The organism is Neolewinella persica DSM 23188 (assembly GCF_000373105.1).
GTDB lineage: Bacteria > Bacteroidota > Bacteroidia > Chitinophagales > Saprospiraceae > Neolewinella > Neolewinella persica.
In genome coordinates this window covers 260043-286073 of record NZ_KB890436.1, presented here as the reverse complement: position 1 = coordinate 286073, position 26031 = coordinate 260043, and the positions used below count along the sequence as shown (strand labels likewise).

The following is a 26031-nucleotide window of genomic DNA, read 5'->3' as shown; positions in this document are numbered from 1 at the left end:
CTCTCCAATAGCACTAACAGACCAATAGACCAATCCATGTTCCAAGCCCTCCGCCATTTCGACGTAGCCCACCAGTTCCTCATGGGCTATATGGACTACTACTATCGCTTCAAGTTGATTACCAAACGGGCCCGCATCCGCTTTGAGCAGCGCGACTGGCACGGCATACAGGCAGACGCCCGTGGACGGATCACCCTGTACCGGGACGATGTGGACGAAACCGCCCGCGAAGTAGTCCAGTTGCTGAAAGAACAGTCTTTCGACGCCGCTTTTTGGGCAAAGGTAAAAGCCGCCTATGCGGAAGAAATTGCCCATTTCAATACCAAGAATATTGCCGAGACCTTCTACAACTCCGTGTACCGGCACTTTCACCAGGTTGGGGCTAACCGGGACCTGATGTTCGTTTCCCGTACCAGCAGCTACCGTGAATACCAGGGACTGGCTACAATTAGTATGGACTATGACCTGGGCACGCGCAACCTGGAAGAACTACTGGAAGAACTACTTGCAGCGTTCCCCTTTGACGCGCCGTGGGATGATAAGAAAGCTGATATTACGCTGGTAGCTCAACGCTGGCAGCAACACATCGATGAACATGGCGGCCGGTCACCCGATGATCGGCTGGAAGTACTTAGCTCCCTGTTCTACCGGAATAAATCAGCCTACATCGTGGGTCGGTTCTTAAAGAATGGCACCATTGTACCGTTCATTCTACCGCTGCTACACCCCGAAGGCAAAGGCCTTTTAATCGATGCGCTATTGCTGGAAGCCGATCAGGTAACCTCTATTTTCAGTTACCACCGCTCGTATTTTCTTGCGGACATTACGGTACCCAGCGACATGGTCGATTTTCTGCACACCTTCATGCCCACCAAGGCCATCAGTGAGCTGTACAATGCCATCGGGTTCGAAAAACATGGCAAAACGGTCTTCTACCGGGAGTTGGTCCGGCACTTTCGAAAGACTAAGGAAGGAAAGGGGGGAAGGGAGAAAGGGGCGCGGCCGCAGGATGCCCTGGAAGAGACAAAGGAGCAAAGAGAGGACTTCATCACGGCCCCCGGCATCGCCGGGATGGTGATGTACGTATTCACCATGCCAACGCTGAACATGGTCTTCAAAATCATCCGCGACAAATTCGCTCCGCCAAAGCAAGTAACCCCCGCCGTCGTTAAAGAAAAGTATGACCTGGTGAAACGCCACGATCGCGTTGGGCGAATGGCCGACAGCTACCTCTTCGAAAAGCTCGCCCTACCCCTCGACCGTTTCTCCCCCGAATGCCTGGCGGAGCTGCGGGAGACTGCTGCCACCAAAGTCGAAGTAACGGAAGACACCGTACTCATCTCCCACGTCTACGTGGAAAAGAAGATGACCCCGCTAAACCTTTACCTCAACGAAGCCAATGAAGAGGACGCCAAAAAAGCACTGCGCGACTATGGCCGGGCCATCAAGCAACTCGCTGCCGCCAACATTTTCCCCGGCGACCTGCTGCTAAAGAACTTCGGCGTTACCAGGGTAAAGCGGGTAGTTTTTTACGACTACGACGAAATCGAACTCGTCACCGACTGCAACTTCCGCCATATCCCTGAGGCAAAGACCCACGAGCAGGAGATGGCGAGCGCGCCGTGGTACTCCGTCCGCCCCAACGACATCTTCCCCGAAGAATTCCCGGGCTTCCTGATGCGCTCCGGCCCAAACCTGACCTATCTGCGGGAGATACACGGGGAGATCTTTGACGCCGACTTCTGGAATGACCTGAAAGAGCGGCTGCAAGCGGGAGAGATCATGGATGTTTATCCTTACCGGACTAAGTATCGGTTTTTGCGGTGACTGATTACCCTTCGCCTTTAGCGATTTCTAATCCTGCGTAGGTTGGATAGAATTTGAGATTAGACCGTCAGACGCAGACCATTCAAAATTTGAACTGGATTTGTTATAGCTTAGTTAAAGCCGGTAGACCAGATCAGAGAAACTAAGCCTCCCCAAATCATTTAACCAAAGAAAAAGCATACAACATCTCCCGACCAATCTGCGCCACCCGCTCATCATACCGCTCCCCTTCCTGCGGCGTATCATCCGCCACCTTAGGGTCCTCATAAGTAAGCGGCAGCCGGAACGATGCGCCTGATATCAGCGGACAATTTTCGTCAGCATCGGAACACGTCATGATCGCTGCAAAATCCTGCTGCGGGTTATCCGGATGGTTGTACACTTTGGAAAAACACGCCAACGGTAGCTCCCCCTCAGCGAAAGACACCCTGTAGTGCGGGTTGTCTCCTCCGGGAGATACTATCCGGAAACCAGCCCGTTTCAGCGCAGCTACTGCGCGTGGATTAAAGGCCGTAGCCTCCGTCCCACCGGAGTAGGTATGGACGTTTTCCAGGCCATAATGCGCCGCTGCTACCGCCGCCCAGATCATCCCCAGGTGGCTGCGCCGGGAGTTATGCGTACAGATGAAATTGAGCCTTACGGGCTGCCCCGCCCGGTTAGTGGCATAATCAGCCAATTGAGCCAATCGTTGCCGGCGCTGCTCAGGAATGTCTGCAAAGCCTTGTTCCAGCAAGGCAATCGTACTGGCAAGTTCAGGATAAAAAGTAGGCTCCATTAACAACAATTATTTTCCTTACCATACAACTCGAACAGGCCATTGATGAAGCCCTGCACCTCCCGCCAGCGTTCCGGATTGATGCAATAACTCACACTGGTGCCTTCAATCGTACCAGCGATCAGGCCCACAGTTTTCAGTTCCTGCAGATGTCGGGAAATCGTAGGTTGAGAAAGGTCTATCTCATCGCTGAAATCTCTGGAGATACAACACTCTACGGTCAGCAATTTCTGTAGTATGGCCACCCTCGCCGGATGGCCGATGGCTTTGCACAATTCCGCGATCCGGATTTGATCGGGGGTGTAGGCGTCGGTTTTGGTCAGGCCCATGGTAAGTGTTGATTCTTGATTGGTGATTGATGATTAGCAACAACCTCCCCCCGGCGTACATTCCGTTTTCTTAGCCACAAAACCAGCCAGGGAAACAGCCTGCTTGGGCAACGGTATTCCACAGTCGCTTTTAGCCAGGCAGTCGGTATGCTTACTGGCGAGCAACAAGGTACCATTCTTACCTGCATCAAGGCTATACTTCGAGATGGTATCGGGCCCCTGGTATTCTACTTCGATCTCAAGATCGCCCAGGCCAAGTTGCTTTTCGGCCAGTTCAATAATGCTTACCAGTTTCCCGGGGTGCAGGCGGTGATTATAATCGTTGGCGCTCCAAAGTTGAAGACTGACCAGACGTTCCTGGCGGAGCGTTCCGCCACAATCGATGAAGCGCTTCGTTACTTCTCCAACTTCTGTGACGTGGAAGTGGGCGGGGACGCTGGTGCCATCAGGAAGCTGGAAGAGCAGGGTTTCGTGGGCGGAGAGGTTAGCTTTTATTTGGGAAACAGTCATGGCAGTCTGGTTATGTGGTTATCATGTTATCGAAGCTTAGCTCGAATCTTTTCAGGGGATCAATCAGCCTCAATGCAAATATAGCTATATTGCTATCAATCTAACAAGCTGCAATTCCTTTTTGTTGTGCTTCTTTTGCGTTGCCCTCAAAAATGGTAGTTTTGGGAGCCCGATCGAGGAGCTAATAAATATGAAAGAGATACGTCAAATCATCACCCTCTACGACCAGTTGAAAGTAGAAGATGTTCCAGCCGCTCTGGCCATTGTGGTTGAAGTGGAACAATCTTCTTACCGAAGGGTCGGTGCCCGCCTGCTGGTGGCTGAAGACGGCCGTTTCACCGGAGGCATCAGCGGAGGGTGTCTGGAAGGGGACGCGCTACGGCGCGCCCGGCGCGCCATTCTGGCCAAAGTACCTTCCTTTCATGTATACGACACCCTCGATGGAGAAGACGAAGTCATCGGCATAGGTCTCGGTTGCAACGGCAGGATCAAAGTCCTGTTCCTCCCCATCGATTATCATGACCCAGCCAACGAATTGGAAGTACTCCGTGAAGTGACCGCTACCCGTGAACCCCGTCTTTTCGCCAGGTTATTGGCGGGTCACGACAGCTCTCCCCCCCCCGTTTACCTTTATGCTCCGGATCAGCTTGATCATCTTGCCGACTACCTCGACGTGAAGACACCGGCATTAAAACACCTGGCGGAGGAATACCTCCAGGCTGGTCGTACCAAAGTTGCAAAAATCACCAATACTGCCGGAAGGCAAACGCCGGTACTCTTCGAGATCATCCAACCAGAGATTCACCTTGTCGTCACCGGAACGAACTACGACATTCCCGCCGCACTTGCCGCTGCGCGGCAATTAGGCTGGCGGACAACCGTTGTCGGCCCACGCCGGAAATTCACCGCCGAAATCGCCAGCCTCGCGGATCAACTAGTTGATTATGCCGAAGTCAGTAACATCATCATTGACCAAGCCACCGCCATTGCGCTGATGTCGCATGACTTTGATTGGGACCGCCGAATGGTAGAACATTTCCTTCCTCGCCAACCCCGTTACCTCGGAATGCTCGGCCCAAGGAAGCGCGTAGAAAGCATGGCCACCGAACTGCCAAACCTCGACCTCCTGGCTTTCGCCAACCTCTACTCCCCCATCGGCCTCGATATTGGCGCTGAAACCCCGGAAGAAATCGCCACCAGTCTTGTCAGTGAAGTGATCATGGTCTTTCGTAACCGTAACGGAAAAGCGCTTCGCGATCGGAAAGGAAGCATTCATTAGTCTGCTTTTCCAAGCAAATCTTGTCTGAAAACCCGCCGCCAAATCGCCCAAACCCCGCATAAAAACCATTTGGCTTACCCTTTCTGCCATTTCACCACATCAACCTTAAGGCAAATACCATATATTTGCTCTTCATACACACTACTTTTCGAGTATTTTACGGCGTGACCCCGACTTTAAGTTGGGGTCACGCCTTTTTTTGTGTCGGTTCGCTTTGATGAACAAAACGCTTAGAAGCTGTAGATCAGAGAGCTACTGAATTACAAACTAACTAAGACCTTCCGTACCAAAATCCGAGTTCCCGTTCCACCGCTGCCGGCAACGCTGGCAGTTCTGATCGCGGGATCAGCAAAGAACTGATATTATGCAGGTCCTTAAAGATCTTGTGCTTCTCAGCAGTTGCCGCCAGGTAATCATGTCCGGACGAACCACCCGTACCGATCTTATTCCCGATCATCCGCATAACCATCTGTGCATGACGATAACGCCAGGTTGTGAGTAACTCGTCAATATTCATCAATTCGGTCAACAAATTAAAGGGAATATTCAGGATGGGCTTATCACGATACAAATTAATGAGCAAGGCTGCAATTGTCGCCCGATACGAGAGACGACATTCACCATTCGCCATCATCCGCTCGTGTTCTTCTCGTGAAAGTACGTGCTTGAAGTAACTGTTAGAGTCGCCCAACATTTTCAGGCGCAGCGCTTTCATTTTGTCCGACAAATATTCGCTGCCAGTGATGTTCCCCTGCTCCTTAGCGAGCATACGGTCCACTGCTGACTTATAGGAGGACAAAAAGTCAAAACCCTCAAACTGCAGAAAAGGGGTCCGCTCCAGCCATTTTTCGACCAACTCAAAGAGGCTCCCTCCTTGTTCGATGGCATCCAGACGTGCCTGTTGTTCCTCCGTAAATACGATTTTGTAGGATTTGCCGTGGTAGGTCATCCGGTCTTCCTCCCGTAGTCCCAGCGTAGATTCTATCATCCGGAACTGCATGCTCTGGAAGCCGGAAGCTGGGAAGAGATAATCCCGGAAGTCCAGGAAGTCCAGTGGTGTAAGAGTTTCCATCACGTGGATCTGCTCCACCATCAGGCTAATGATGGTCGAAATACGTTTTAGCCGCAGCAGCACCGTATTCATGTTGTCGGCGTTCACCCGTTCCTCCCGGAACAATACCGTAACCGAATCCAGTTCCGTCATGATCTGTTTGAACCACAATTCATAGACCTGGTGCATGATGATGAACAACGTCTCATCATGGGCATTCTCGCCCAGCGCCGCACTACGGTTTTTCTGCAACGAGAGCAACTGGTCGATCTCCAGGTACTTGTGGTAGTGGATGGTGGCGTATTTCTCCTGCTTACTCATGAATGCAAGGTACAATTGCATTGGGGTTTAGTTGGACTGATTTTTATCACCATTTAATCGATAATTTTTTGTGCTCAATAAACGATAACGATTACTTAACAGATGGAAGGAGTAAGGAAATTGCTCCCCTGCAATCAGGTGACAAATCAAAACACATACAAACCATGCGTTACCTAACACTCCTCCCTGCTTTACTTCTTGCACTTCTTTTCTCCTGCGACCCAGAAGACATCACCATCCCGGATCCCGAAACTACCCCACAGCCGGTGGCCCTTACTGAGTTACCACCTGAATATCATCACGGCACTATCATTACTCCTCGCCAAATGGAGGTTACACTTCCCCTTCTTGGCCTCACGCAGCAAATGACCGTTGAAGAGGTCAATGGCCAGCTTTTCATTGAGGGGGACATTCTGCTCGGAGACGTCTCTGAATTCCCCAACCGGGCAGCTACCATTGTTGTTCCCAGCGAACAATGGCCCGGCGGTGTTATACCCTACCACATTCCAGCTAATCATCCCGCAAAAGCTACTATCGAAGCTGCCATTCAGGAAGTGATTGACCAGACCAACCTTTGCCTGACTCCTCGTCATAACCACGAAAACTACGTGCATTTCATTGCTCAACAAGGCTGCAGCTCTCACATTGGCATGACGGGTGGTCGCCAGAACATCGACATTACCACTTCCTGTGGCAAAGGCTCCGTTATCCACGAAATTCTGCACGCAGCCGGTGTGTACCATGAACAATGCAGAAGTGACCGCGACGATTACATCACTGTTCATTTCGAGAATATCATCGCCGGTTACGAAAACAACTTCATTAAGTATCAGGCCGGAACCATCAACAATCACGGGACTTATGACTACGGCTCCATCATGCATTACCCTGAAAAGGCCTTCACCAAGAACGGGGGGGCAACCATTAGGATAAAAACCCCGCCAGCGGCGCCAGGGACCATCATCGGCCAGCGTCTCAGTCTCAGCCAAGGGGATATTGCCGGGATCAATGACCTCTACCCTAACGCCAGTTTCTGCGGTGAAAGTGAAGGCTACCTTATTTCTTACGGAGGGAGTACGAACTGGCAGTTCGTCCACAACACCCAGGTTGATTCAAAAGGTTTACTAGTAGGTGACTTCAATGGAGACGGCAGCGATGACTTGCTCTGGACCACTGGTAGCAACTGGCAGGTCAGTTACTCTGCTACAGCCCCGTGGTTCACCGTCAACGGAAGCGATTACCGTAGTGATAAGTTATTGATCGGCTATTTCGATACCGACAACAAGGCAGACGTTTTACTCGCCGATGGCGATTCCTGGCGAATCTCCTCCGGAGCAAATACCAACTGGGTCACCGTTAACGGCAGTGACTTCCAGAAAGCGGACCTCTTGGTAGGAAATTTTTACGGTGATACCCGGGACGATATAATGGTAGCCAATGGTAACAACTGGCGGGTCTCCGATGCTGCCAGAACCAACTGGATAACCATCAATGGCAGCGACTATCATCGTAGAGACCTCATCGTCGGCAACTTCGCCGGAGATGCCTACGATGACATCCTTCTTGCCGACGGCGACAACTGGGAAATTAGCGACAACGCTAACACCAACTGGCGGACAATCAATGGCTCCGACTATGCCATCGGCTACCTCATGGTTGGGAAATTTAACGGTGATAATACCGATGACATCTTTATGGCTGACGGCGATAGCTGGCGCGTAAGCGACAATGCCGACACCAACTGGCGCACCATTAATGGCTCAGATTTCACCAAACAGGACCTTGTACTCGGTGACTTTAATGGGGATGGCCTAACTGATGTACTTCGTTGGTACGGTAATTGATTTTACTCTTCGAGCCAGAAGTTTCAACTAAAAACGCCCCGCCAACAACAGTCAGCGGGGCGTTTCCCTATCTATTCAGTTGCGCCGCAGCGCAAAGTATTTACAGTCCGTCGTCGAACGAAGAAGTAGCAGAGACAACGCTCGCTTCTTCAGTAGCCCGGGCGGCAGCCTCTTCTTCAGCGAAGGCAGCCTGACGGGCCTCCCACTGATCCTGAGCCTCCTGCGTCGTAACGAACAGTCGATCGTACTTGCGCATGCCCGTACCAGCCGGGATCCGCTTACCTACGATAACGTTCTCCTTCAGGCCTTCGAGGTAATCCTGCTTGGCTGCAATCGCAGCCGTGCTGAGCACCTTGGTCGTTTCCTGGAAGGATGCGGCAGAAATCCAGCTCGGTGTACCGAGGGAAGACTTGGTGATACCCTGCAGCAGCGGGAAGCTGGTCGCAGCCTGCGCGTCGCGGAAGGTCATCGTCTTCATGTCCTCGCGCTTAAGGCGGCTGTTCTCCTCACGTACTTCACGCATCGTTACGATACGGCCCGGACGGAAGGTTTCGCTTTCACCGCTGTCGGTAATCACCTTCTTGTCGAAGATCCAATCGTTCTGCTTAAAGAACTCGTAGCGTTCCACTGCTTCCCCTTCGAGGAAAGTAGTATCACCCTGGTCAACGATTTGCACCCGGCGCATCATCTGGCGGACGATACTCTCAATGTGCTTATTGTTGATGGTAATACCCTGTGAACGGTAAACTTCCTGTACGCCGTTGACCAGGTAGGTCTGTACGGCAAAAGGACCTTTGATGTCAAGAATATCGCGTGGAGCAATCGCACCGTCAGACAGTGGCATTCCCGCGCGAACGAAATCCTGATCCTGGACCAGAATGTGCTTGCTAAGGTTGATCAGGTACTTGCGCTTCTGACCATCTTTCGCTTCCACGATCAATTCGCGGTTACCACGTTTGATCTTCTTACTGAAGGTTACAATACCGTCGATTTCAGATACTACGGCTGGGTTACTTGGGTTACGCGCTTCGAAAAGCTCCGTTACCCGCGGCAGACCACCGGTGATATCCGCAATCTTACCACCTTTACGCGGCAGCTTTACGATCTGCTGACCAGTCGCTACAGCAGCACCGTCTTCGATACTGATGTAAGCACCAACCGGCAGGTTGTATTGACGCAGTTCTTCTCCCTCCTTGCTCACAATGGTGATGGTCGGGATTTTCTTACGGTCACGTGTCTCGATGACAACCTTCTCTTCGAAGCCCGTCTGATCGTCACGCTCGGTCCGGAAAGTAACGCCTTCTTCAATATCACTGAAGCGCGCCACACCAAGGAATTCGGAAACAATCACCGCGTTGTAGGGATCCCACTCTACGATAACCTCACCTTTCTTCACTGTTTGCCCGTCTGTGACGAAGAGCGTACCACCGTAGGGGATGTGCTGCGTCGTAAAGACTTTCTTGGTCTCCGGATCGACGATCCGAATCTCACCAGAACGAGACAGTACGATATTTTTCTTATCGCCCATGTCATCTTCTGCTTCAACCGTACGAATGTCTTCGAAGACGATCATACCGTTGAACTTAGAGGTCAGTTCGCTTTCTGCCCGGGTTACCGATGCAGTACCACCTACGTGGAAAGTACGCAGTGTCAGCTGGGTTCCCGGTTCACCGATTGATTGAGCAGCAATGATACCTACGGCATCACCAATTTCGGTCATCCGACCGGTAGCCAGGTTCTTTCCGTAACACTTTTGGCAAACACCACGCTCTACTTCACAAGTGAGCACGGAACGAATGGTTACTTCTTCGATACCTTCCTGCTCAATGTAGTGAGCAGTCTTACCATCGATGTACTCATCTCCCTTAACGATTACCTCATCGGTAACCGGGTGGACGATGTCTTCCAGCGCGAAGCGACCAGCAATCCGGCTCTCCAGGCTTTCGATCACCTTATCGTTCTCTTTCAGTGCCAGCGTGTCAATACCACGAAGGGTACCACAGTCATGAACCATGACGACTACATCCTGAGATACGTCTACCAGACGGCGCGTCAGGTAACCAGCATCGGCAGTCTTCAAGGCCGTATCGGCCAGACCCTTACGGGCACCGTGCGTAGAGATAAAGTACTCAAGTACCGATAGTCCGTCTACGAAGTTGGAGAGGATCGGGTTTTCGATTACGGCGGGGCCGGCATCATTACTCTTCTTCGGCTTGGCCATCAGACCACGGAGACCACAAAGCTGCTTAATCTGCTGCGTGGAACCACGGGCACCAGAATGGAGCATCATGTAAACAGAGTTGAAGCCTTGCTTATGCTCGGCGAGTTCCTCCATCAAGGTCGTCGTGATCTGGTTATCCGCGTACGTCCACTTATCAATGATCTGGTTGTAACGTTCGTTGTTCGTGATCAGACCCATGTTGTAGTTGTCCATCACGTCATCGACGTCAGCACGGGCTTGAACCAGTACCTTTTCCTTTACGGAAGGCGTGATCAGGTCGCCGAGGTTAAAGGACAGACCGCCTTTGAAGGCCCACAAGAAACCCATATCCTTGATCTTATCAAGGAAGATCGCCGTTACGGCGAAGTTGGTCCGATCGATGATATCACCGATCACCTTCTTGAGGTTTTTCTTAGTCAACAGTACGTTCTGGAACGGTACCTGCGTTGGCATGGCACTGTTAAAGATGACCCGACCAGTAGTAGTTTCCGAAAGTTTTATCTTCAGGGAAGCATTACCTTCTTCGTCAAATACTTCAACGGGAACACGAACGCTGATCTTAGCGTGGAGGTCCAGTTTGCCTTCATTGTAGGCAATCATTACCTCTTCCGGGCTGTAGAACCTACGGCCTTCACCAGGAACCGGGCGCTCTTCAGTTGCAGTGCGCTCTTTCGTGATGTAGTAAAGACCCAGTACCATATCCTGTGAAGGAAGGGTTACCGGCGTACCGTTCTGTGGGTTCAGCATGTTGTGGCTCGAAAGCATCAACACCTGTGCCTCCAGAATAGCGGCCTGGCTCAGTGGGACGTGAACGGCCATCTGGTCACCGTCGAAGTCGGCGTTGAACGCAGAACATACAAGCGGGTGCAGCTGGATTGCCTTACCTTCAATCAGTTTCGGCTGGAAACTCTGGATCGACAAACGGTGAAGCGTCGGAGCCCGGTTAAGCATTACGGGGTGACCCTTCAGAATGTTCTCCAGGATCTCCCAGATTACGGGTTCTTTGCGGTCAACAAGTTTCTTGGCAGACTTCACCGTCTTCACGATACCGCGCTCGATAAGCTTACGGATTACGAAAGGTTTGAAGAGCTCAGCAGCCATTCCTTTAGGAATACCACATTCGTGCAGCTTCAGTGTTGGACCTACCACGATAACGGAACGACCAGAATAGTCGACACGCTTACCAAGAAGGTTCTGACGGAAACGTCCCTGCTTACCTTTAAGAATATCGGAGAGCGACTTCAGTGCACGTCCACCCTCAGCTTTTACAGCGTTGGATTTACGACTGTTGTCGAAGAGACTATCAACAGCCTCCTGCAGCATCCGCTTCTCGTTCCGAAGAATTACTTCAGGAGCTTTGATCTCCAAAAGACGCTTCAGGCGGTTGTTACGGATGATTACCCGACGGTAAAGGTCGTTAAGGTCGGAAGAGGCAAAACGGCCACCATCCAATGGTACGAGCGGGCGTAGTTCCGGAGGAACTACGGGCAGGTACTGGATGATTGTCCATTCCGGCTTATTCACGATGTGCTTCTGCGCATCACGGAAAGCCTCTACCACGCGCAGGCGCTTCAGGGCTTCGCTCTTACGCTGCTGGCTGGTCTCGGTGTTAGCCTGGTGACGGAGCTGATCGCTCAGTTCGTCAAGTTTCAGGCCTTCGAGCAAGTCACGAACGGCTTCGGCACCCATTTTGGCGACGAACTTATCCGGATGGCCATCTTCCAGCTGTTGGTTCTCCACGGGCAGGGTCTCGAGGATATCGAGGTACTGCTCTTCGGTGATCAACGCTTTATGATGAATCTCATCACTTTCACGGATACCGGGATTGATGACGACGTAGCGTTCGTAGTAAATAATGCTTTCCAGGTTCTTAGAAGAGAACCCAAGCAGGTAAGCAATCTTGTTGGGCAAGCTCTTGAAGAACCAGATGTGTACCACAGGTACTACCAGGCGAATGTGCCCCATGCGCTCACGACGGACCTTTTTCTCGGTCACCTCGACACCACAACGGTCACATACAATACCCTTATAACGGATACGCTTGTACTTACCACAGTAACATTCGTAATCCTTTACGGGGCCAAAAATGCGCTCACAGAAAAGACCATCACGCTCCGGCTTGTAGGAGCGGTAGTTGATGGTCTCAGGCTTAAGCACCTCACCGTAGCTGCGCTCCAGGATCTCGTCCGGGGAGCTAAGGCTAATGGTGATGGCGTCAAAGTCCTGCTTCTGGATGCTGTTAGTCTTTTTGAATGCCATATTTCGTTTTATAAGGAGGCTTTTAGGGCGCGGCCGCAGGTGCGAAGTAAGGGTTGAAGGGAGCAAGGGATAAAAGGATGGGTATTACCTTACCCCTTATTCCTTTGCTCCTTTAACCTTTACTATGGCACCTGCGTTCGCGCCAGAAAAGCTAACTTTTAATTAATCCGTCCTCCCATCTGGAGAACGCCTGCTCCTTGCGGAGCTCTAGTTCCTGGTTCCTGAGAACCAGTTTCTAGATTAGTCGAACTTCACATCAAGTGCCAGGCCGCGAAGCTCGTGCACCAATACGTTGAAGGACTCCGGAATGTTGGGCTCCGGCAGGTTATCACCTTTGACGATAGCTTCGTATGCCTTAGCACGTCCCTGGATGTCATCCGACTTGATCGTCAGTAATTCCTGGAGAATGTTGGCAGCACCGAAGGCCTCAAGGGCCCACACTTCCATCTCGCCGAAGCGCTGGCCACCAAACTGTGCCTTACCACCCAGCGGCTGCTGTGTAATGAGGGAGTATGGCCCGATAGAACGAGCGTGCATCTTATCATCAACCATGTGGCTGAGCTTGAGCATGTAGATCACGCCAACCGTAGCGAGCTGGTGGAAACGGTCACCCGTTTCACCGTCGTAGAGGTAGGTTTGACCGAGGCTCGGAAGCTTCGCCTCCTGAATGTATTCCTCGATCTCTGCCTGGCTGGCACCGTCGAAGATCGGCGTACCGAACTTCATGCCGAGTTTCTCACCTGCCCAACCAAGGACGGTTTCGAAAATCTGGCCCAGGTTCATACGAGATGGTACACCAAGCGGGTTCAGGATGATGTCAACGGGGGTACCGTCTTCCAGGAATGGCATGTCCTCATCGCGAACGATACGAGACACGATACCTTTGTTACCGTGGCGGCCGGCAAGTTTGTCACCCACCTTCAGCTTACGCTTCTTGGCGAGGTATACCTTAGCCAACTTCAACACACCTGCTGGCAGTTCGTCACCGACGCTGATGTTGAAGCTTTCCCGCTTGTAGCGACCAACTTCCTCGTTCACCTTAATGCTGAAGTTATGCAGCAGGCGGGCGATGAGGCTGTTGAGGTCTTCGCTGGTAGTCCAGTTCGTGTAGTCAACGGAAGTGTAATCGAGGTCACGAAGCAGAGACTGCGTGAACTTCTCTCCCTTTGGTACTACTGACTCTCCGTAGATGGTGTTTACTCCCTGAGAGGCACGACCACGAACCAGCTTATCGAGCTTATCGACCAGTAAGGTCTTAAGCTTGTTCAGGTTCACCTTATGCTCATCCTCCAGCTTCTGGAGTTTGATCTTTTCGGCGTCCTTCTGAGACTGATCTTTCTTGGTCTTGCTAAAGAGGTCCTTACCAATAACCACACCTTTCAAAGAAGGGCTGGCTTTCATGGAAGCATCCTTTACATCACCGGCTTTGTCACCGAAGATGGCACGGAGGAGTTTCTCTTCCGGCGTAGGATCAGATTCGCCCTTAGGCGTAATCTTACCAATCAGGATGTCACCTTCCTTAACCCAGGCACCGACGCGGATAATACCGTTCTCGTCGAGGTCCTTAGTCGCTTCTTCAGAAACGTTAGGGATGTCATTGGTCAGTTCTTCCTCACCTAACTTGGTATCGCGCACGTCCATTTCGAAGTGCTCGATGTGCAGTGAAGTGAAGACGTCTTCGCGGACAACGCGCTCAGAGAGTACGATGGCATCCTCAAAGTTGTAACCTTTCCATGGCATGAAGGCAACCTTCATGTTCTGGCCGAGGGCGAGTTCGCCTTTTTCTGTTGCGTAACCATCACAAAGGATCTGGCCCTTTCTGACTTTCTGGCCACGGCGAACGATCGGCTTCAGGTTCACGCAGGTGCCCTGGTTCGTACGGAGGAACTTGATCAACGTGTAAGTAACGCGGTCATCTTCGAAAGAAACCAGGCGGTCTTCTTCGGTACGTTCGTAGCGAACGATGATTTCGTTGGCGTCGACGTACTCGACGATACCGTCACCTTCAGCATTTACCAACATGCGGCTATCGCGGGCAACTTTGCCTTCGAGGCCGGTTCCTACGATCGGACTTGCCGGGCGCAATAGTGGAACGGCCTGACGCTGCATGTTCGAGCCCATCAGGGCACGGTTGGCATCATCGTTCTCCAGGAACGGGATCATGGAGGCGGAAACACCCACAATCTGGTTAGGAGCTACGTCCATGAATTCCAGATCTTTGGGAGAGAGGACGGGGAAATCTCCATGGTCACGGGCTTTGATCTCCGTATTCAGGAAGGCTCCTTTTTCGTCAATCAGCGAGTTCGCCTGGGCGATTTTCTTAAAATCCTCGCCTTCCGCACTCAGGTAAATAGGCTCACCATCCATCACTACCTTGCTGTTTTCGACAGCGCGGTAGGGAGTTTCGAGGAAGCCCATTTTGTTTACCTTGGCGTGAACGCAAAGCGTAGAGATAAGACCGATGTTAGGTCCTTCCGGGGTTTCGATCGTACACAGGCGGCCATAGTGGCTGTAGTGAACGTCACGAACCTCAAAGCCCGCACGCTCACGACTCAGACCGCCAGGTCCGAGTGCAGAAATACGACGCTTGTGCGTGATTTCGGAGAGTGGGTTCGTCTGGTCAAGGAACTGGCTCAGCTGGCTGGTACCAAAGAAAGAGTTGATTACACTGGACAGGGTCCGGGCGTTGATCAGATCGATCGGAGTAAATACTTCGTTATCACGAACGTTCATCCGCTCACGGATGGTACGCGCCATACGAGCAAGGCCGACGCCGAACTGAGCATAAAGCTGCTCTCCTACGGTACGAACACGACGGTTGCTAAGGTGGTCGATATCATCGATCTCAGCACGCTGGTTCATCAGTGCAACGAGGTACTTAACGATGGCGATGATATCTTCCTTAGTAAGTACCAGGATTTCATCATCGGTGCCGGCATTAAGCTTGCGGTTAATCTTATAGCGGCCTACCTCACCGAGGTTGTAACGCTTATCGCTGAAGAACAGCTTGTCGATGATACCGCGGGCGGTTTCTTCATCGGGTGGATCGCTGCCACGTAGCTGACGGTAAATGTACTGTACGGCCTCTATCTCCGAGCTGGAAGGATCTTTCTGCAGCGTATTATAGATAATGCTGTAGTCCATTCCAACGTCTTCCTTCTGCAGGATTACGTTCTCGATACCTTCGGCAGCAAGTATTTCCTCGATGTTATCCTCTGTAAGGATAGTATCACGTTCGAGGATAATTTCGTTACGCTCCAGAATTACGAGTTCACCGGTATCTTCATCAACGAAGTCCTCCGTCCAGGCACGCAGTACACGAGCAGCCAGCTTGCGGTCGATAGCAGCAGTAAGGGCTTCACGGGTATTGGGTACTTCATCGGCAAGGCCGAAGAGATCCAGGATGGATTTATCACTGTCGAAACCGATGGCACGCAGCAGAGTGGTAACGGGGAATTTCTTCTTACGGTCGATGTAAGCATACATCACCGTATTGATGTCGGTAGCAAATTCCATCCAGGCTCCTTTAAAAGGAATAACCCGTGCAGAGTATATTGCCGTACCGTTGGGGTGGAAGTTCTGACCAAAGAATACCCCCGGGCTGCGATGCAGCTGAGAGACAATAACGCGTTCAGCACCATTGATAACAAAGGTACCTTTAGGCGTCATGTACGGGATGTTTCCGAGGAATACATCCTGTTCGATGGTCTTAAAGTCCACGTGTTCCTCATCATTACAGGACAACCGGAGCTTAGCTTTCAGCGGAACGCTGTAAGTAAGGCCACGCTGCATACACTCAGGGATGGTGTATCGAGGCGGGTCGACGAAGTAATCGAGGAATTCGAGGTTAAAAATGTTCCGGGTATCGGAAATAGGGAAGTTTTCCTGGAATACCCGATATAAACCTTCCAAAGCCCGGTTCTCGGGCGTTGTTTCCAGCTGGAAAAATTCCTGGAATGATTTAAGTTGGATTTCAAGGAGATCAGGGGAATGATCAGTCAGCTTAATTTTGCCGAAGCTTACCCGTTGTTCTTCAGCATTAAGGATCTGGCCGTTTGACGTCATTAGCAGTTTTCCTTTATATTTGGCCCAGGTCCGGTCCGTCCGCGGTGGATAGGGCCTGAGGGGATTTATGGGGGAGCCAGGTATAACACCTGGCCGCGGGATTCGGGATTGCGAATAAATAAGACAATTATTCTTCCCGAAAAGTTTTGCCATTTCGGCAATTCTTTATACGCAAATAGCCTAGTCAGACATTTACGCCTGCTAAGCCGTCAAAAAACGCCCGTTGCGCTTTTTGCTGGTAAGAAGTAGCGGGGGCAATACCGGAGCACTGCCCCCTACTATTTCTTGGTAGGAGCACTGAATTACTTCAGTTCAACCGTAGCACCAGCCTCTTCGAGAGCGGCTTTGATGGTTTCGGCTTCGTCCTTGGCTACGCCTGACTTGATTACGGTTGGAGCACCGTCAACAAGTTCTTTCGCTTCCTTCAGTCCGAGACCGAGCAGTGTCTTAACTTCCTTCACCACCTTCAGCTTGCTGCCACCGGCAGATTGCAGTTCGATGTCGAAGTCGGTCTTAGCAGCAGCGGCTTCTTCTCCACCACCTCCGGCAGCACCGGCAACGGCGACAGCGGCAGCAGCAGGCTCGATGCCATACTCGTCCTTCATGATAGTTACGAGCTCAGTCACCTCCTTAATGGTTAGGTTTACGAGCGATTCGGCGATTGATTTTACATCTGCCATAATAAAAAGTATTTAATAGTGATTTACGAGTAGATCGCGTATATCAGCTTGGAAGCCAAATTGGTTAATTTGGTCTGCTGGGGCTATTGGTCTATTGGGGCGTTGTTACACGGCCCAATAGACCAAATGACCAATAGACCGAGGCGTTTTATGCCTCCCGCTCTTCGAGCGTTTTAAGAATGCCAGCCACCTTGCTGCCTCCGCTGTTGAGCGCACCAAGCAGGTTCTGCATTGGGCTCTGGAGAAGGGTAAGGACATCGGCAAGCATTTCTTCGCGAGACTTAAGCTTAGCAAGTGCGTTAAGCTGATCGTCACCGGAGTAGACTGCTGTAGCAATGTAGGCAGCCTTGAGGATAGGACGTTCACCATCTGCACCACGGAATTCCTTGATGACTTTGGCGGGAGCGTTAGCTACCTCAGTAAAGAGCAATGCGGTAGGGCCTTTCAGCGCGTCGAAAACGGCTGCGTAGTTGCCTTCTTCCGGCATTTGCTCCAAGGCCTTACGGGCCAGGGTATTCTTTACGACCTGCATGGAGATTCCTTTTTCAAAGAATTTTCCGCGTAGTTCGGTGGTTTTCTCGGCCGATAGGGTCGAGGCGTCGGCAATGTAGAAGAACTCATTGTTCTCGAAGCGCTCTTTGAGCTGTTCGATAGCCGCCGCTTTATCTGTCTTAGTCATGGTAAGTTAGTTTGAGGGACGGTTAAGCAATGGTTTTCGGATCGACCTTGATGCCGGGGCTCATCGTAGAAGCTACGACAACCGACTTCATGTAGATTCCTTTTGCACTGGAAGGCTTCATGCGAACCAGGGTGCCAAGGAGTTCATTTGCGTTATCCAGTAGTTGCTCAGGTGAGAAACCTACCCGGCCAATGCTGGAGTGAATGATACCGAATTTGTCTACGCGGAAGGCAATTTTACCACCCTTTACGTCAGAAATAGCCGTAGCTACATCCATAGTTACCGTACCGGTTTTGGGATTAGGCATCAGGCCACGAGGACCGAGTACCCGACCGAGACGACCTACTTTGGCCATCGTTTGTGGCATTGCCACAACAACGTCGAAGTCGGTCCAACCCTCAGTTACTTTGGCGACCATGTCGTCGAGACCGACGAAATCGGCACCAGCGTCGAGGGCTTCCTGTTCCTTGTCTGGGGTTACAAATGCCAGAACACGCTTGACCTTACCGGTGCCGTGAGGCAGGGTAACGGTACCACGTAGCGCCTGGTCAGCTTTACGGGGGTCGATTCCGAGACGTACGTGTACGTCAACAGAGGCGTCGAATTTAGCAGTATTTACTTGCTTAACGAGGGCCATGGCCTCGTTGAGTGCGTACTGCTTTTCGGCGTCGACCTTACCTTCGGCGGCTTTCCGCGCTTTGCTAAGTTTAGCCATAATAAAATGATGTTTGAGGTGAATGACGCACGCCACAAACGGACGTGCTCCCTACGAGAAAATTTGTGCTTGGAGGCGCGAATAAGAACTAAGGAGTTAGAAAACCAGTCAGCTAGTTTCCTCGCTTCTGGTTTCTGACCTTGCACCAGCGTTCGCGCCGGATAAAAGTGCTTACGCGTCGTATGGAGACTGGCCACCTACAATGGTGATCCCCATAGAGCGAGCCGTACCGGCAACCATCTTCATGCCGCTTTCAACGGTGAAACAGTTGAGGTCAACCATTTTGCTTTCAGCAATGGCGCGGACCTGATCCCAGCTTACTTTGGCAACTTTGATCCGGTTAGATTCCTTAGAGCCAGACTTAATCTTAGCTGCTTCCAGCAACTGGATAGCTGCAGGTGGAGTCTTGATGACAAAGTCAAACGACTTGTCTTTGTAAACGGAAATGATTACCGGAAGGACTTTGCCCTGCTGGTCCTGCGTTTGCGCGTTGAAGCGCTTACAGAATTCCATGATGTTTACACCTTTCGCACCGAGTGCGGGGCCTACGGGAGGAGCTGGATTAGCACCGCCACCGCGAACCTGTAGTTTGATTTGTACTTCTACTTCCTTAGCCATGATAGCTTATTTGTGTCGTGCAGACGAACAACGGTTGATCCCGGCATTCTCCGACGTTTGGAATTGTTTTATTCTTGGGTTACGCCTGCTTTTCGACCTGCATGAAGTTGAGTTCAACCTCGGTGCCACGACCAAAAATTTTGACGATTACTTTCAATTTCTTTTTCTCTTCGTTTACTTCCTGGATATCGCCAACAAATTCGTTGAACGGACCGTCGATAATCTTTACGGTCTCTCCTTCGATGAAAGGTTCGATCATAGTATCGCCGGCTTCCAAGCTTTCATCAACCTTACCTAAAAGGCGATTAGCTTCAGAATCCCGCATCGCAATAGGCTCGCTCTTTCCGAGGAAGTGAATCACATTAGGCAGACCAGTAACGGTATCAAGTACTTCACCGTTAAGTGCGTAGGGATCAGCTTCTACCAGGATGTATCCGGGAAGGATGTTCCGGTCAGAAATCACCTTTTTACCACCGCGGATCTTGTAGACCTTTTCGGTAGGCACAACGATCTTCATGATATGGTTTTCCCAACCATTCATGGCGATCTCCTTTTCGATGCGCTCCTTGATTTTTTTCTCCTTACCGCTGATGACGCGGAGTGAGTACCATTTTGTTACTGCCATTATAAAGTGTCGGTTAACCTAAGTCGTAAATGAAACTCACGAGGTTTTTCCAGACAACGTCCATGGCCATGATTGTAAACGCAAAAATTGCGGATCCGATCAGCACCAGAATGGTGTTAGTCTGCAGAGAGGAGTAGCTAGGCCAGGTCACGTTGTGCACCAGCTCGTTATAGCTTTCCCGCAGGTATAGTCCTATTTTGTCCATTGTTAAATTATTTGATTTAAAGTAATGACTACAATAAGTATGCCAGTTTTCAGGCTCACCTGTTATATCAGAACTTTACTTCGTTGCACGGGCGGAGAGACTCGAACTCCCAGCCCCTGGTTTTGGAGACCAGTGCTCTACCAATTGAGCTACGCCCGTGTATATTTTTGATNTTTAAACCTTGCGTTCAAAGTTTAGGGATCAGCCCCTGGTTGCACTTCGTGGCTTCCTTCGGAGGTTGGAGACCAGTGCTCTACCTGCAAAAAAACTTGAATTAGGCGCCAAATTATTGAAATCCTGCATTCAGGATTTTACTTGTTGTGTAGCTAAGCGGCTGCAAAAGTACACAATTCCTAAGAAAGTGAAAGTTAAGTGCCAACAATCAGGCACTTAACTTTCACAATAGTCATCTTAATAGTCAGAGGGCGGGGTGCCCAAGGAGCTATTAATCGAGGATTTCAGTAACCTGACCAGCACCAACGGTACGGCCACCTTCGCGGATAGCGAAGCGGAGACCTTTCTCCATGGCAATCTCAGCGAGGAGGGTTACCGTAAGGGTAACATTATCACCGGGCATTACCATTTCAACGTTCTCAGGGAGGTGTACATCACCAGTTACGTCCGTGGTACGGAAGTAGAACTGTGGACGGTAGCCGTTGAAGAATGGTGTGTGACGACCACCTTCATCTTTAGACAGAACGTAAACCTCACACTTAAACTTGGTGTGCGGCTTTACGGAACCTGGCTTACAGATTACCATACCACGCTTGATGGCCTCTTTGTCAATACCACGGAGAAGCATACCGGCGTTATCACCAGCTTCACCACGGTCAAGGAGCTTGCGGAACATTTCTACACCAGTAATGGTGGAGGTCAGTTTCTTACCAGGCTCCTGCATACCGATGATTTCAACGGCGTCACCTACGTTAACGATACCACGCTCGATACGGCCCGTAGCTACGGTACCACGACCAGTGATAGAGAACACGTCCTCTACTGGCATCAGGAATGGAAGGTCGACCAAACGTTCTGGCTCGGGGATTTCAGCATCAACTGCGGCCATAAGGTCGAGGATCTGCTGTTCGCCTTCTGGGTCTCCTTCGAGGCCTTTGAGGGCAGAACCGATGATGATGCTTGCGTTGTCGCCGTCGTAATCGTAAGAAGAAAGAAGTTCACGAACTTCCATTTCTACGAGCTCGAGCATTTCTTCGTCATCAACAAGGTCAGCCTTGTTCATGAATACAACGATAGCAGGTACACCTACCTGGCGAGCCAGAAGGATGTGCTCACGGGTCTGAGGCATGGGGCCATCAGTTGCGGCTACTACAAGGATAGCACCGTCCATCTGGGCGGCACCAGTTACCATGTTCTTTACGTAGTCAGCGTGGCCGGGGCAGTCAACGTGTGCGTAGTGACGGTTCTCGGTTTCGTACTCAACGTGAGCAGTGTTAATCGTGATACCACGCTCTTTTTCTTCAGGAGCGGAGTCAATAGAGGAGTAATCCTTTACTTCGCCACCAGAGGTCTTAGCGAGAACGGTGCTGATTGCAGCCGTCAGGGTTGTCTTACCATGGTCAACGTGACCGATGGTGCCGATGTTAACGTGCGGCTTTGTTCTTTGGAATGTTTCCTTAGCCATTACTGGTAAGTATTTAGGGGATTAAAAAACTAGTTAGGACATGGGTGCGAACCGCACCCCGGCCGCCCCTTCTCCGGTGGAAGCCCGAAGAGTTTGATTTTTGCCTGTAAGGAGATGAAGCGTCACGAAAAGTGAACTAAAGGGGTACGCCCAGCTTCAAGTCTTTTTACTCAGACTTGAGCCAACGGTGAGATTTGAACTCACGACCCCTTCCTTACCATGGAAGTGCTCTACCCCTGAGCTACGTCGGCAAATGGTGATTTTTCAAAAAGAAAGATCACCGTTGTGACCCTTTTACTTGGAGCGGAAGACGAGGCTCGAACCCGCGACCCTCAGCTTGGAAGGCTGATGCTCTACCAACTGAGCTACTTCCGCGTTGGTAAGAATTCAGATTTCAGAGATCAGATTTCAGGCGAACCTGAATACTGATCTCTGATTTCTAAACTCTGAATAGTGTGGGGGTGGTAGGATTCGAACCTACTCAGCCGAAACATTGGATTTACAGTCCAACCTACCTCTCCAACTGTAGCGCACCCCCGGTGAAATTCTTCAGATTACCGCTCAACGGCAAGACCGTTAGAATTGAGCCGATAGACGGATTCGAACCGCCGACCAGCTGATTACAAATCAGCTGCTCTACCAGACTGAGCTATATCGGCTTAAACTGGTAATCTGTACCGTAATTTCAAAGCAACTTCTGGTCGTTTTCCAAAAGCGATTGCAAAGGTAAGTTCTTTCTTACAATTGACAAAACACTACCAACTTATTTTTTAGTTGCGGGAAAATTCTTTTTGTTTCTCCCGCCGTTTCCCCACAAAACAGGCGGTTTCGCTGCACAAAAGGCAGCAAAAACTACTTCTTTTTCTTTTTCTCTTCTCCTTCCGGATGGGCCTGCCGGTAAATGTCTTGCAGCCGTTTAATGTTATTATGGGTGTAGAGTTGGGTTGCGGCGAGATTTGCGTGCCCCAATAACTCCTTCACGGCATTAAGGTCAGCCCCTTGTTCCAGGAGGTGTGTTGCAAATGTGTGACGTAATACGTGCGGACTTTTTTTCTCTTCGGTACTGAAAGCGCCCAGGTATTCCACCACCTTATTATAGAGGTATTTAGGGTAAAGCCGATTGCCACGATCTGTCAATATCAGCGCGGTCGTCTCTGCCTCCGGGAAAGTTTGCTGCTTTAGCTGGCCGTAGCACTCCAGCAATTCGGTGAGCGAGGGGCCGAAGGGGACCAACCGTTGCTTGTTCCCCTTCCCCTGCAGTGTCAGCCGTCGGTGGTCCATATCGACATCCACTTCGTTGAGGCCGATGAGCTCGGCCCGGCGCATACCACATTGATAGAGCAGCCCGAGCATCAGGTGATCACGCAGCAGGCCGAAGTCCGTATTGGTCATCGGGTCAGGGAAGGCGGCAAAGAGTCGCTTGATGTCCTTGGCTGCCACGGAGGCAGGTAACCGACGGCCTAACTTCGGGGTAGGAATCCTTATCGTAGGATTCTCACTTTGCAAGCCGCGTGACTGCAGATAAGCATAAAAAGCTTTTAACCCAGATAGCTTTCGGCGGATGCTGGCCGGCGCCAGTCCGGCCGACATCAACCCGGCCAACCAGGCTTTTACCATGTCCCGGGTCACCCCGGTAGTAGTATTTACTTCAAACTCCTCCGCGCAAAACCGGGCAAATTGTGCCAGGTCCGTTCTGTAAGCCGTCACCGTATGCTCACTGACGCGGCGCTGGTGGGTTAGGTGGGCCAGGAATTGAAGGGTCAGGTTTTTCACGTTGTCAAGTTATCGGGTTGTCAAGTTGTCGGAATATCCGGTTTTCCCAGAACAAAGAAGGGGAACCGCGGGAAAACTTTGCTTTTACAGCCAATTTCTGCACCTGCGGCCTCGCCCAAAGAAGAATTCAGGTTTCAGGGTTCAGTATCCAGTACTCAGGGTTCAGTATCCGGCGATCAGGTATCAGACATCACTACTGTAACCGGAGCGCAGTGACACTGCAACCTGCAACGCACGCCTACTCACACCCCGACCGAGCGTACCCATCCAGCGCAAACTGGTAATCGGGAGAAAAACGGAGCGCCATATCGTAATCCTTGCAGGCGGCGGCGGTTTCGCCCAGTACTTCTTTGGCGTAAGCCCGGTAGGCATAAGCCCGGATGTGAATTGGATCGTTTTTGATGACCAGATCAAATTCGATGACGCCGCGCTGGATGCTGTCCAGTTCGAGGAACAATAAACCGGCGTTGAAGTGACCGGCGACATACTGCCGGTCGGCCATACTCGCCGCCTGGTAGGTGGCGATGGCCTCGGGTAACCGCTCGCTGTCGCGCAGAAAATCTGCCTTGGCGTGGAGCGCATAGGCATCCTCCGGATCAATTGCTACCGCGGCATCAAAGTACTGCTCGGCGCGGGGCAGGCCTTTGGCAAATAGTAATTGGCCCAGGGTAATGAACGCATCCGTCATGTCGGGATCAATCTCGGTGGCTTCTTCTGCCGATTTAATGGCCCGCGCGGTATCTCCCGTTTCCAGGAATGTCTGGCTCAGCAGCAGGTAAGCATCCGGGTTTCGGGGATCGATGCGCGTCACTTCGTTGAGGGCTTCCAGGGCACCATCGTACTGTTTCAGGGTTAACTGGGTTTCGGCCAGCCGCAGTTGTGTCTCCACGTTATCGGGGTCAAGCGACGCAGCTCGCTGCAGGGTGCGCAGGGCGAGGCGACTGCGATAATAGTCGAGGTAAACATCAGCCAGGTTGTAGTGATATTCGATGTTGGTACTGTCCAGCTGAAGCGCGGTCACCATATCAACAATGGCAGCATCGTAATTCTGCTTATCGTATTGCATCGTGGCTCGCTGGGTGTACAGATCGGCGTTCTCCGGATCGGCGCGGATGGCTTCGGTAAGTTTGGCTACACCGGGGTCCGTATTGTCTACTACGGCGGGGAGCTCTTCCGTGGGGGCCTTGTCATTCCCACATGAGACAAGAAAAAGGAAGAAAGGGAAAAGGAGGAAAGGGAGACGGGAGGATAAGGGACAAGGGATTGAGCTAACGCTTTTGCCGTTCGCGGCGCTGCGCTTGCTCACCTTTGTCAAAGGGAAAAGAGAGGATATGCGATATGCGATATGCGATATGCGATATGCGGTTGAGCTACCGCAAGTACCGTTCGCGGCGCTGCGCTTGCTCACCTTTGGTAAGGCAAGGGATGAAGAAGGGTGGGAAAGACAATTCATTTGGCGGAGAAGGATTAACTGGGGCTAGAGCCGGCTGACGAACTTTTTGTCCGACTGCGTCAGGCCCAAAAAGCATTCGGCAGACGGCCGGACAAAGTTTTCACTTAGATGCTGGAAGTCCGCACAAGCAGGTAGCTTTGCGAGAAATTAACGTTTAGAAACGCAAAAGTACTATGCCGGAAGTAAGCCCATTGGTAGAATGCATCGTTAACGTGTCCGAAGGGCGGGACGCAGACGTATTGATGGCCCTGGCGGAGGCCATCTCGCAGGTTCCAGGATGCAAGTTATTGCACCAGGACACGGGGGCGGGCGCACACCGGACGGTCTTCACTTTTGCCGGGGAGACCGAGGCCGTGTTCACCGCCGCACAACATATATATAAGGTTGCGGCGGAGCGGATTGATATGCGACAGCATACGGGGGAGCATCCACGCATTGGGGCGGTGGATGTTTGTCCTTTCGTCCCGATCCGGGGCGTTACGATGGAGGAGTTGGTGGCGCGGACGCAGGTGCTGGGAGCGTTTTTAGGAGCAGAGCTGGGTATCCCCGTTTTTCTCTACGAGAAAAGTGCTTCGGTAGCACACCGGACTAACCTTGCGGCCATCCGCAAGGGAGAGTATGAAGGCCTGGCGGCGCGCAGCGCCGACCCGGACTGGCTGCCGGACTACGGGCCTGCGCTGAACCCAACCTTCGGAGCCACCGTACTGGGCGCCCGTCCGTTCCTCATTGCCTGGAACATCAACCTTGCCGGGGGCGTCCCGGTCTCCATCGCTAAACAACTTGCGGAGAGGCTGCGCGGCTCCGGCAGTAAGGGCCAACCTGGCCTATTTCCCGGCCTGAAGGCCATTGGCTGGTACATCCCCGAATTTGGTCGTTGCCAGATCAGTTGCAACGTCGTTGATGCCGACGCTACTGATTTAGCGAAAGTCTACCTCACGGCCACAAGCCTCGCCAAGACCCTGGGCGCCAAAGTCACCGGGTCCGAACTCATCGGCCTTATCCCGGAAAAACACCTGCGGCGGGCGGGGAAGTCTTTTTGCTTTGGGGGGGGGCGGGAGGAGGAATTAGAGGCGGCGGTTTCAGTACTTGGATTAGCAGACCTGGCACCTTTTGATTGGCGGGAGCGAGTGTTGGAAGCACGATTGTTGATTGGTGATACTTGA

General features: G+C 51.6%; 19 protein-coding genes and 5 tRNA genes. 4 read left to right on the top strand and 20 right to left on the bottom strand.

Annotation, left to right across the window (positions count from 1 at the left end; translation table 11 throughout):
• The first annotated feature begins 36 nt into the window (after positions 1-36).
• A complete protein-coding gene (locus B036_RS0115810; RefSeq protein WP_026232037.1) occupies positions 37-1827 on the top strand; it encodes a bifunctional isocitrate dehydrogenase kinase/phosphatase in 1791 nt (596 codons plus the stop codon).
• 157 nt (positions 1828-1984) lie between these two features.
• Here B036_RS0115810 and B036_RS0115805 read toward each other — a convergent pair whose 3' ends face one another.
• Genes B036_RS0115805 through B036_RS0115795 form a run of 3 tightly spaced genes read right to left on the bottom strand, consistent with a single transcriptional unit; the run spans position 1985 to position 3441 of the window.
• Complete coding sequence (locus B036_RS0115805; RefSeq protein ID WP_020569704.1) at positions 1985-2602, bottom strand: arsenate-mycothiol transferase ArsC; 618 nt, start codon at positions 2600-2602, stop codon at positions 1985-1987.
• A complete protein-coding gene (locus B036_RS0115800) occupies positions 2602-2931 on the bottom strand; it encodes an ArsR/SmtB family transcription factor (protein ID WP_020569703.1) in 330 nt (109 codons plus the stop codon). The genes B036_RS0115805 and B036_RS0115800 overlap by 1 nt, the downstream gene beginning before the upstream one ends.
• A 33-nt stretch (positions 2932-2964) precedes the next feature.
• Positions 2965-3441 (bottom strand): DUF6428 family protein, encoded by a 477-nt coding sequence (locus tag B036_RS0115795; protein WP_020569702.1) that lies wholly within the window; start codon positions 3439-3441, stop codon positions 2965-2967.
• Between the two features lie 190 nt (positions 3442-3631).
• On the opposite strand from B036_RS0115795, the gene B036_RS0115790 reads away from it, so the two are divergent.
• Positions 3632-4720, top strand: a complete 1089-nt coding sequence (locus B036_RS0115790) for an XdhC family protein (protein WP_020569701.1) — start codon at positions 3632-3634, stop codon at positions 4718-4720.
• A gap of 271 nt (positions 4721-4991) precedes the next feature.
• Here the strand turns inward: B036_RS0115790 and B036_RS0115785 are convergent, their stop codons facing one another.
• Positions 4992-6113 carry a tryptophan 2,3-dioxygenase family protein gene (locus B036_RS0115785; protein WP_245557480.1) on the bottom strand — a complete coding sequence of 374 codons (1122 nt, stop codon included), beginning with the start codon at positions 6111-6113 and terminating at the stop codon, positions 4992-4994.
• Between the two features lie 143 nt (positions 6114-6256).
• Between B036_RS0115785 and B036_RS32225 the strand changes: the two genes are divergently transcribed.
• Positions 6257-7936, top strand: coding sequence for a M12 family metallopeptidase (locus tag B036_RS32225; protein ID WP_052333967.1), 1680 nt, complete (start codon positions 6257-6259; stop codon positions 7934-7936).
• 100 nt (positions 7937-8036) lie between these two features.
• On the opposite strand, the gene rpoC is transcribed toward B036_RS32225, so the two are convergent.
• The 16 genes from rpoC to B036_RS0115700 form a co-directional block, all read right to left on the bottom strand.
• Complete coding sequence (gene rpoC, locus B036_RS0115775; protein ID WP_020569698.1) at positions 8037-12416, bottom strand: DNA-directed RNA polymerase subunit beta'; 4380 nt, start codon at positions 12414-12416, stop codon at positions 8037-8039.
• A gap of 240 nt (positions 12417-12656) precedes the next feature.
• Positions 12657-16481 (bottom strand): DNA-directed RNA polymerase subunit beta, encoded by a 3825-nt coding sequence (rpoB, locus tag B036_RS0115770; protein ID WP_044102840.1) that lies wholly within the window; start codon positions 16479-16481, stop codon positions 12657-12659.
• A 302-nt stretch (positions 16482-16783) separates the two neighbouring features.
• Positions 16784-17161 carry a 50S ribosomal protein L7/L12 gene (gene rplL / locus B036_RS0115765; protein WP_020569696.1) on the bottom strand — a complete coding sequence of 126 codons (378 nt, stop codon included), beginning with the start codon at positions 17159-17161 and terminating at the stop codon, positions 16784-16786.
• 148 nt (positions 17162-17309) lie between these two features.
• Entirely contained in the window at positions 17310-17840 is a 531-nt protein-coding gene (gene rplJ / locus B036_RS0115760; RefSeq protein ID WP_020569695.1) for a 50S ribosomal protein L10, read from the bottom strand.
• Positions 17841-17862: 22 nt separating this feature from the next.
• Positions 17863-18555, bottom strand: coding sequence for a 50S ribosomal protein L1 (gene rplA / locus B036_RS0115755; RefSeq protein ID WP_020569694.1), 693 nt, complete (start codon positions 18553-18555; stop codon positions 17863-17865).
• 171 nt (positions 18556-18726) lie between these two features.
• A complete protein-coding gene (gene rplK / locus B036_RS0115750) occupies positions 18727-19173 on the bottom strand; it encodes a 50S ribosomal protein L11 (RefSeq protein WP_020569693.1) in 447 nt (148 codons plus the stop codon).
• Between the two features lie 79 nt (positions 19174-19252).
• Positions 19253-19798, bottom strand: a complete 546-nt coding sequence (gene nusG, locus B036_RS0115745) for a transcription termination/antitermination protein NusG (protein WP_020569692.1) — start codon at positions 19796-19798, stop codon at positions 19253-19255.
• A gap of 13 nt (positions 19799-19811) precedes the next feature.
• Complete coding sequence (secE, locus tag B036_RS0115740) at positions 19812-20003, bottom strand: preprotein translocase subunit SecE (protein ID WP_020569691.1); 192 nt, start codon at positions 20001-20003, stop codon at positions 19812-19814.
• An 86-nt stretch (positions 20004-20089) separates the two neighbouring features.
• Positions 20090-20162: transfer RNA gene (locus B036_RS0115735), tRNA-Trp, on the bottom strand.
• 286 nt (positions 20163-20448) lie between these two features.
• Positions 20449-21642: an elongation factor Tu gene (tuf, locus tag B036_RS0115730; RefSeq protein ID WP_020569690.1), complete on the bottom strand. Its 1194-nt coding sequence runs from the start codon at positions 21640-21642 to the stop codon at positions 20449-20451.
• 179 nt (positions 21643-21821) lie between these two features.
• Positions 21822-21893: transfer RNA gene (locus B036_RS0115725), tRNA-Thr, on the bottom strand.
• 48 nt (positions 21894-21941) lie between these two features.
• Positions 21942-22017, bottom strand: a tRNA-Gly gene (locus B036_RS0115720).
• A gap of 81 nt (positions 22018-22098) precedes the next feature.
• A tRNA-Tyr gene (locus B036_RS0115715) sits at positions 22099-22180 on the bottom strand.
• Positions 22181-22227: 47 nt separating this feature from the next.
• Positions 22228-22301, bottom strand: a tRNA-Thr gene (locus tag B036_RS0115710).
• Between the two features lie 193 nt (positions 22302-22494).
• Positions 22495-23415 (bottom strand): tyrosine-type recombinase/integrase, encoded by a 921-nt coding sequence (locus B036_RS0115705; RefSeq protein ID WP_020569689.1) that lies wholly within the window; start codon positions 23413-23415, stop codon positions 22495-22497.
• Between the two features lie 238 nt (positions 23416-23653).
• Positions 23654-24721, bottom strand: a complete 1068-nt coding sequence (locus tag B036_RS0115700; protein ID WP_020569688.1) for a tetratricopeptide repeat protein — start codon at positions 24719-24721, stop codon at positions 23654-23656.
• A 320-nt stretch (positions 24722-25041) separates the two neighbouring features.
• Here B036_RS0115700 and ftcD point away from each other — a divergent pair, with 320 nt between their 5' ends.
• Positions 25042-26031, top strand: coding sequence for a glutamate formimidoyltransferase (ftcD, locus tag B036_RS29620; RefSeq protein WP_020569686.1), 990 nt, complete (start codon positions 25042-25044; stop codon positions 26029-26031).

Coding starts and splice junctions, on each gene's coding strand:
- B036_RS0115810 (WP_026232037.1), top strand. CDS start 37: ATGTTCCAAGCCCTCCGCCATTTCGACGTAGCCCACCAGTTCCTCATG.
- B036_RS0115805 (WP_020569704.1), bottom strand. CDS start 2,602: ATGGAGCCTACTTTTTATCCTGAACTTGCCAGTACGATTGCCTTGCTG.
- B036_RS0115800 (WP_020569703.1), bottom strand. CDS start 2,931: ATGGGCCTGACCAAAACCGACGCCTACACCCCCGATCAAATCCGGATC.
- B036_RS0115795 (WP_020569702.1), bottom strand. CDS start 3,441: ATGACTGTTTCCCAAATAAAAGCTAACCTCTCCGCCCACGAAACCCTG.
- B036_RS0115790 (WP_020569701.1), top strand. CDS start 3,632: ATGAAAGAGATACGTCAAATCATCACCCTCTACGACCAGTTGAAAGTA.
- B036_RS0115785 (WP_245557480.1), bottom strand. CDS start 6,113: ATGCAATTGTACCTTGCATTCATGAGTAAGCAGGAGAAATACGCCACC.
- B036_RS32225 (WP_052333967.1), top strand. CDS start 6,257: ATGCGTTACCTAACACTCCTCCCTGCTTTACTTCTTGCACTTCTTTTC.
- rpoC (WP_020569698.1), bottom strand. CDS start 12,416: ATGGCATTCAAAAAGACTAACAGCATCCAGAAGCAGGACTTTGACGCC.
- rpoB (WP_044102840.1), bottom strand. CDS start 16,481: ATGACGTCAAACGGCCAGATCCTTAATGCTGAAGAACAACGGGTAAGC.
- rplL (WP_020569696.1), bottom strand. CDS start 17,161: ATGGCAGATGTAAAATCAATCGCCGAATCGCTCGTAAACCTAACCATT.
- rplJ (WP_020569695.1), bottom strand. CDS start 17,840: ATGACTAAGACAGATAAAGCGGCGGCTATCGAACAGCTCAAAGAGCGC.
- rplA (WP_020569694.1), bottom strand. CDS start 18,555: ATGGCTAAACTTAGCAAAGCGCGGAAAGCCGCCGAAGGTAAGGTCGAC.
- rplK (WP_020569693.1), bottom strand. CDS start 19,173: ATGGCTAAGGAAGTAGAAGTACAAATCAAACTACAGGTTCGCGGTGGC.
- nusG (WP_020569692.1), bottom strand. CDS start 19,798: ATGGCAGTAACAAAATGGTACTCACTCCGCGTCATCAGCGGTAAGGAG.
- secE (WP_020569691.1), bottom strand. CDS start 20,003: ATGGACAAAATAGGACTATACCTGCGGGAAAGCTATAACGAGCTGGTG.
- tuf (WP_020569690.1), bottom strand. CDS start 21,642: ATGGCTAAGGAAACATTCCAAAGAACAAAGCCGCACGTTAACATCGGC.
- ftcD (WP_020569686.1), top strand. CDS start 25,042: ATGCCGGAAGTAAGCCCATTGGTAGAATGCATCGTTAACGTGTCCGAA.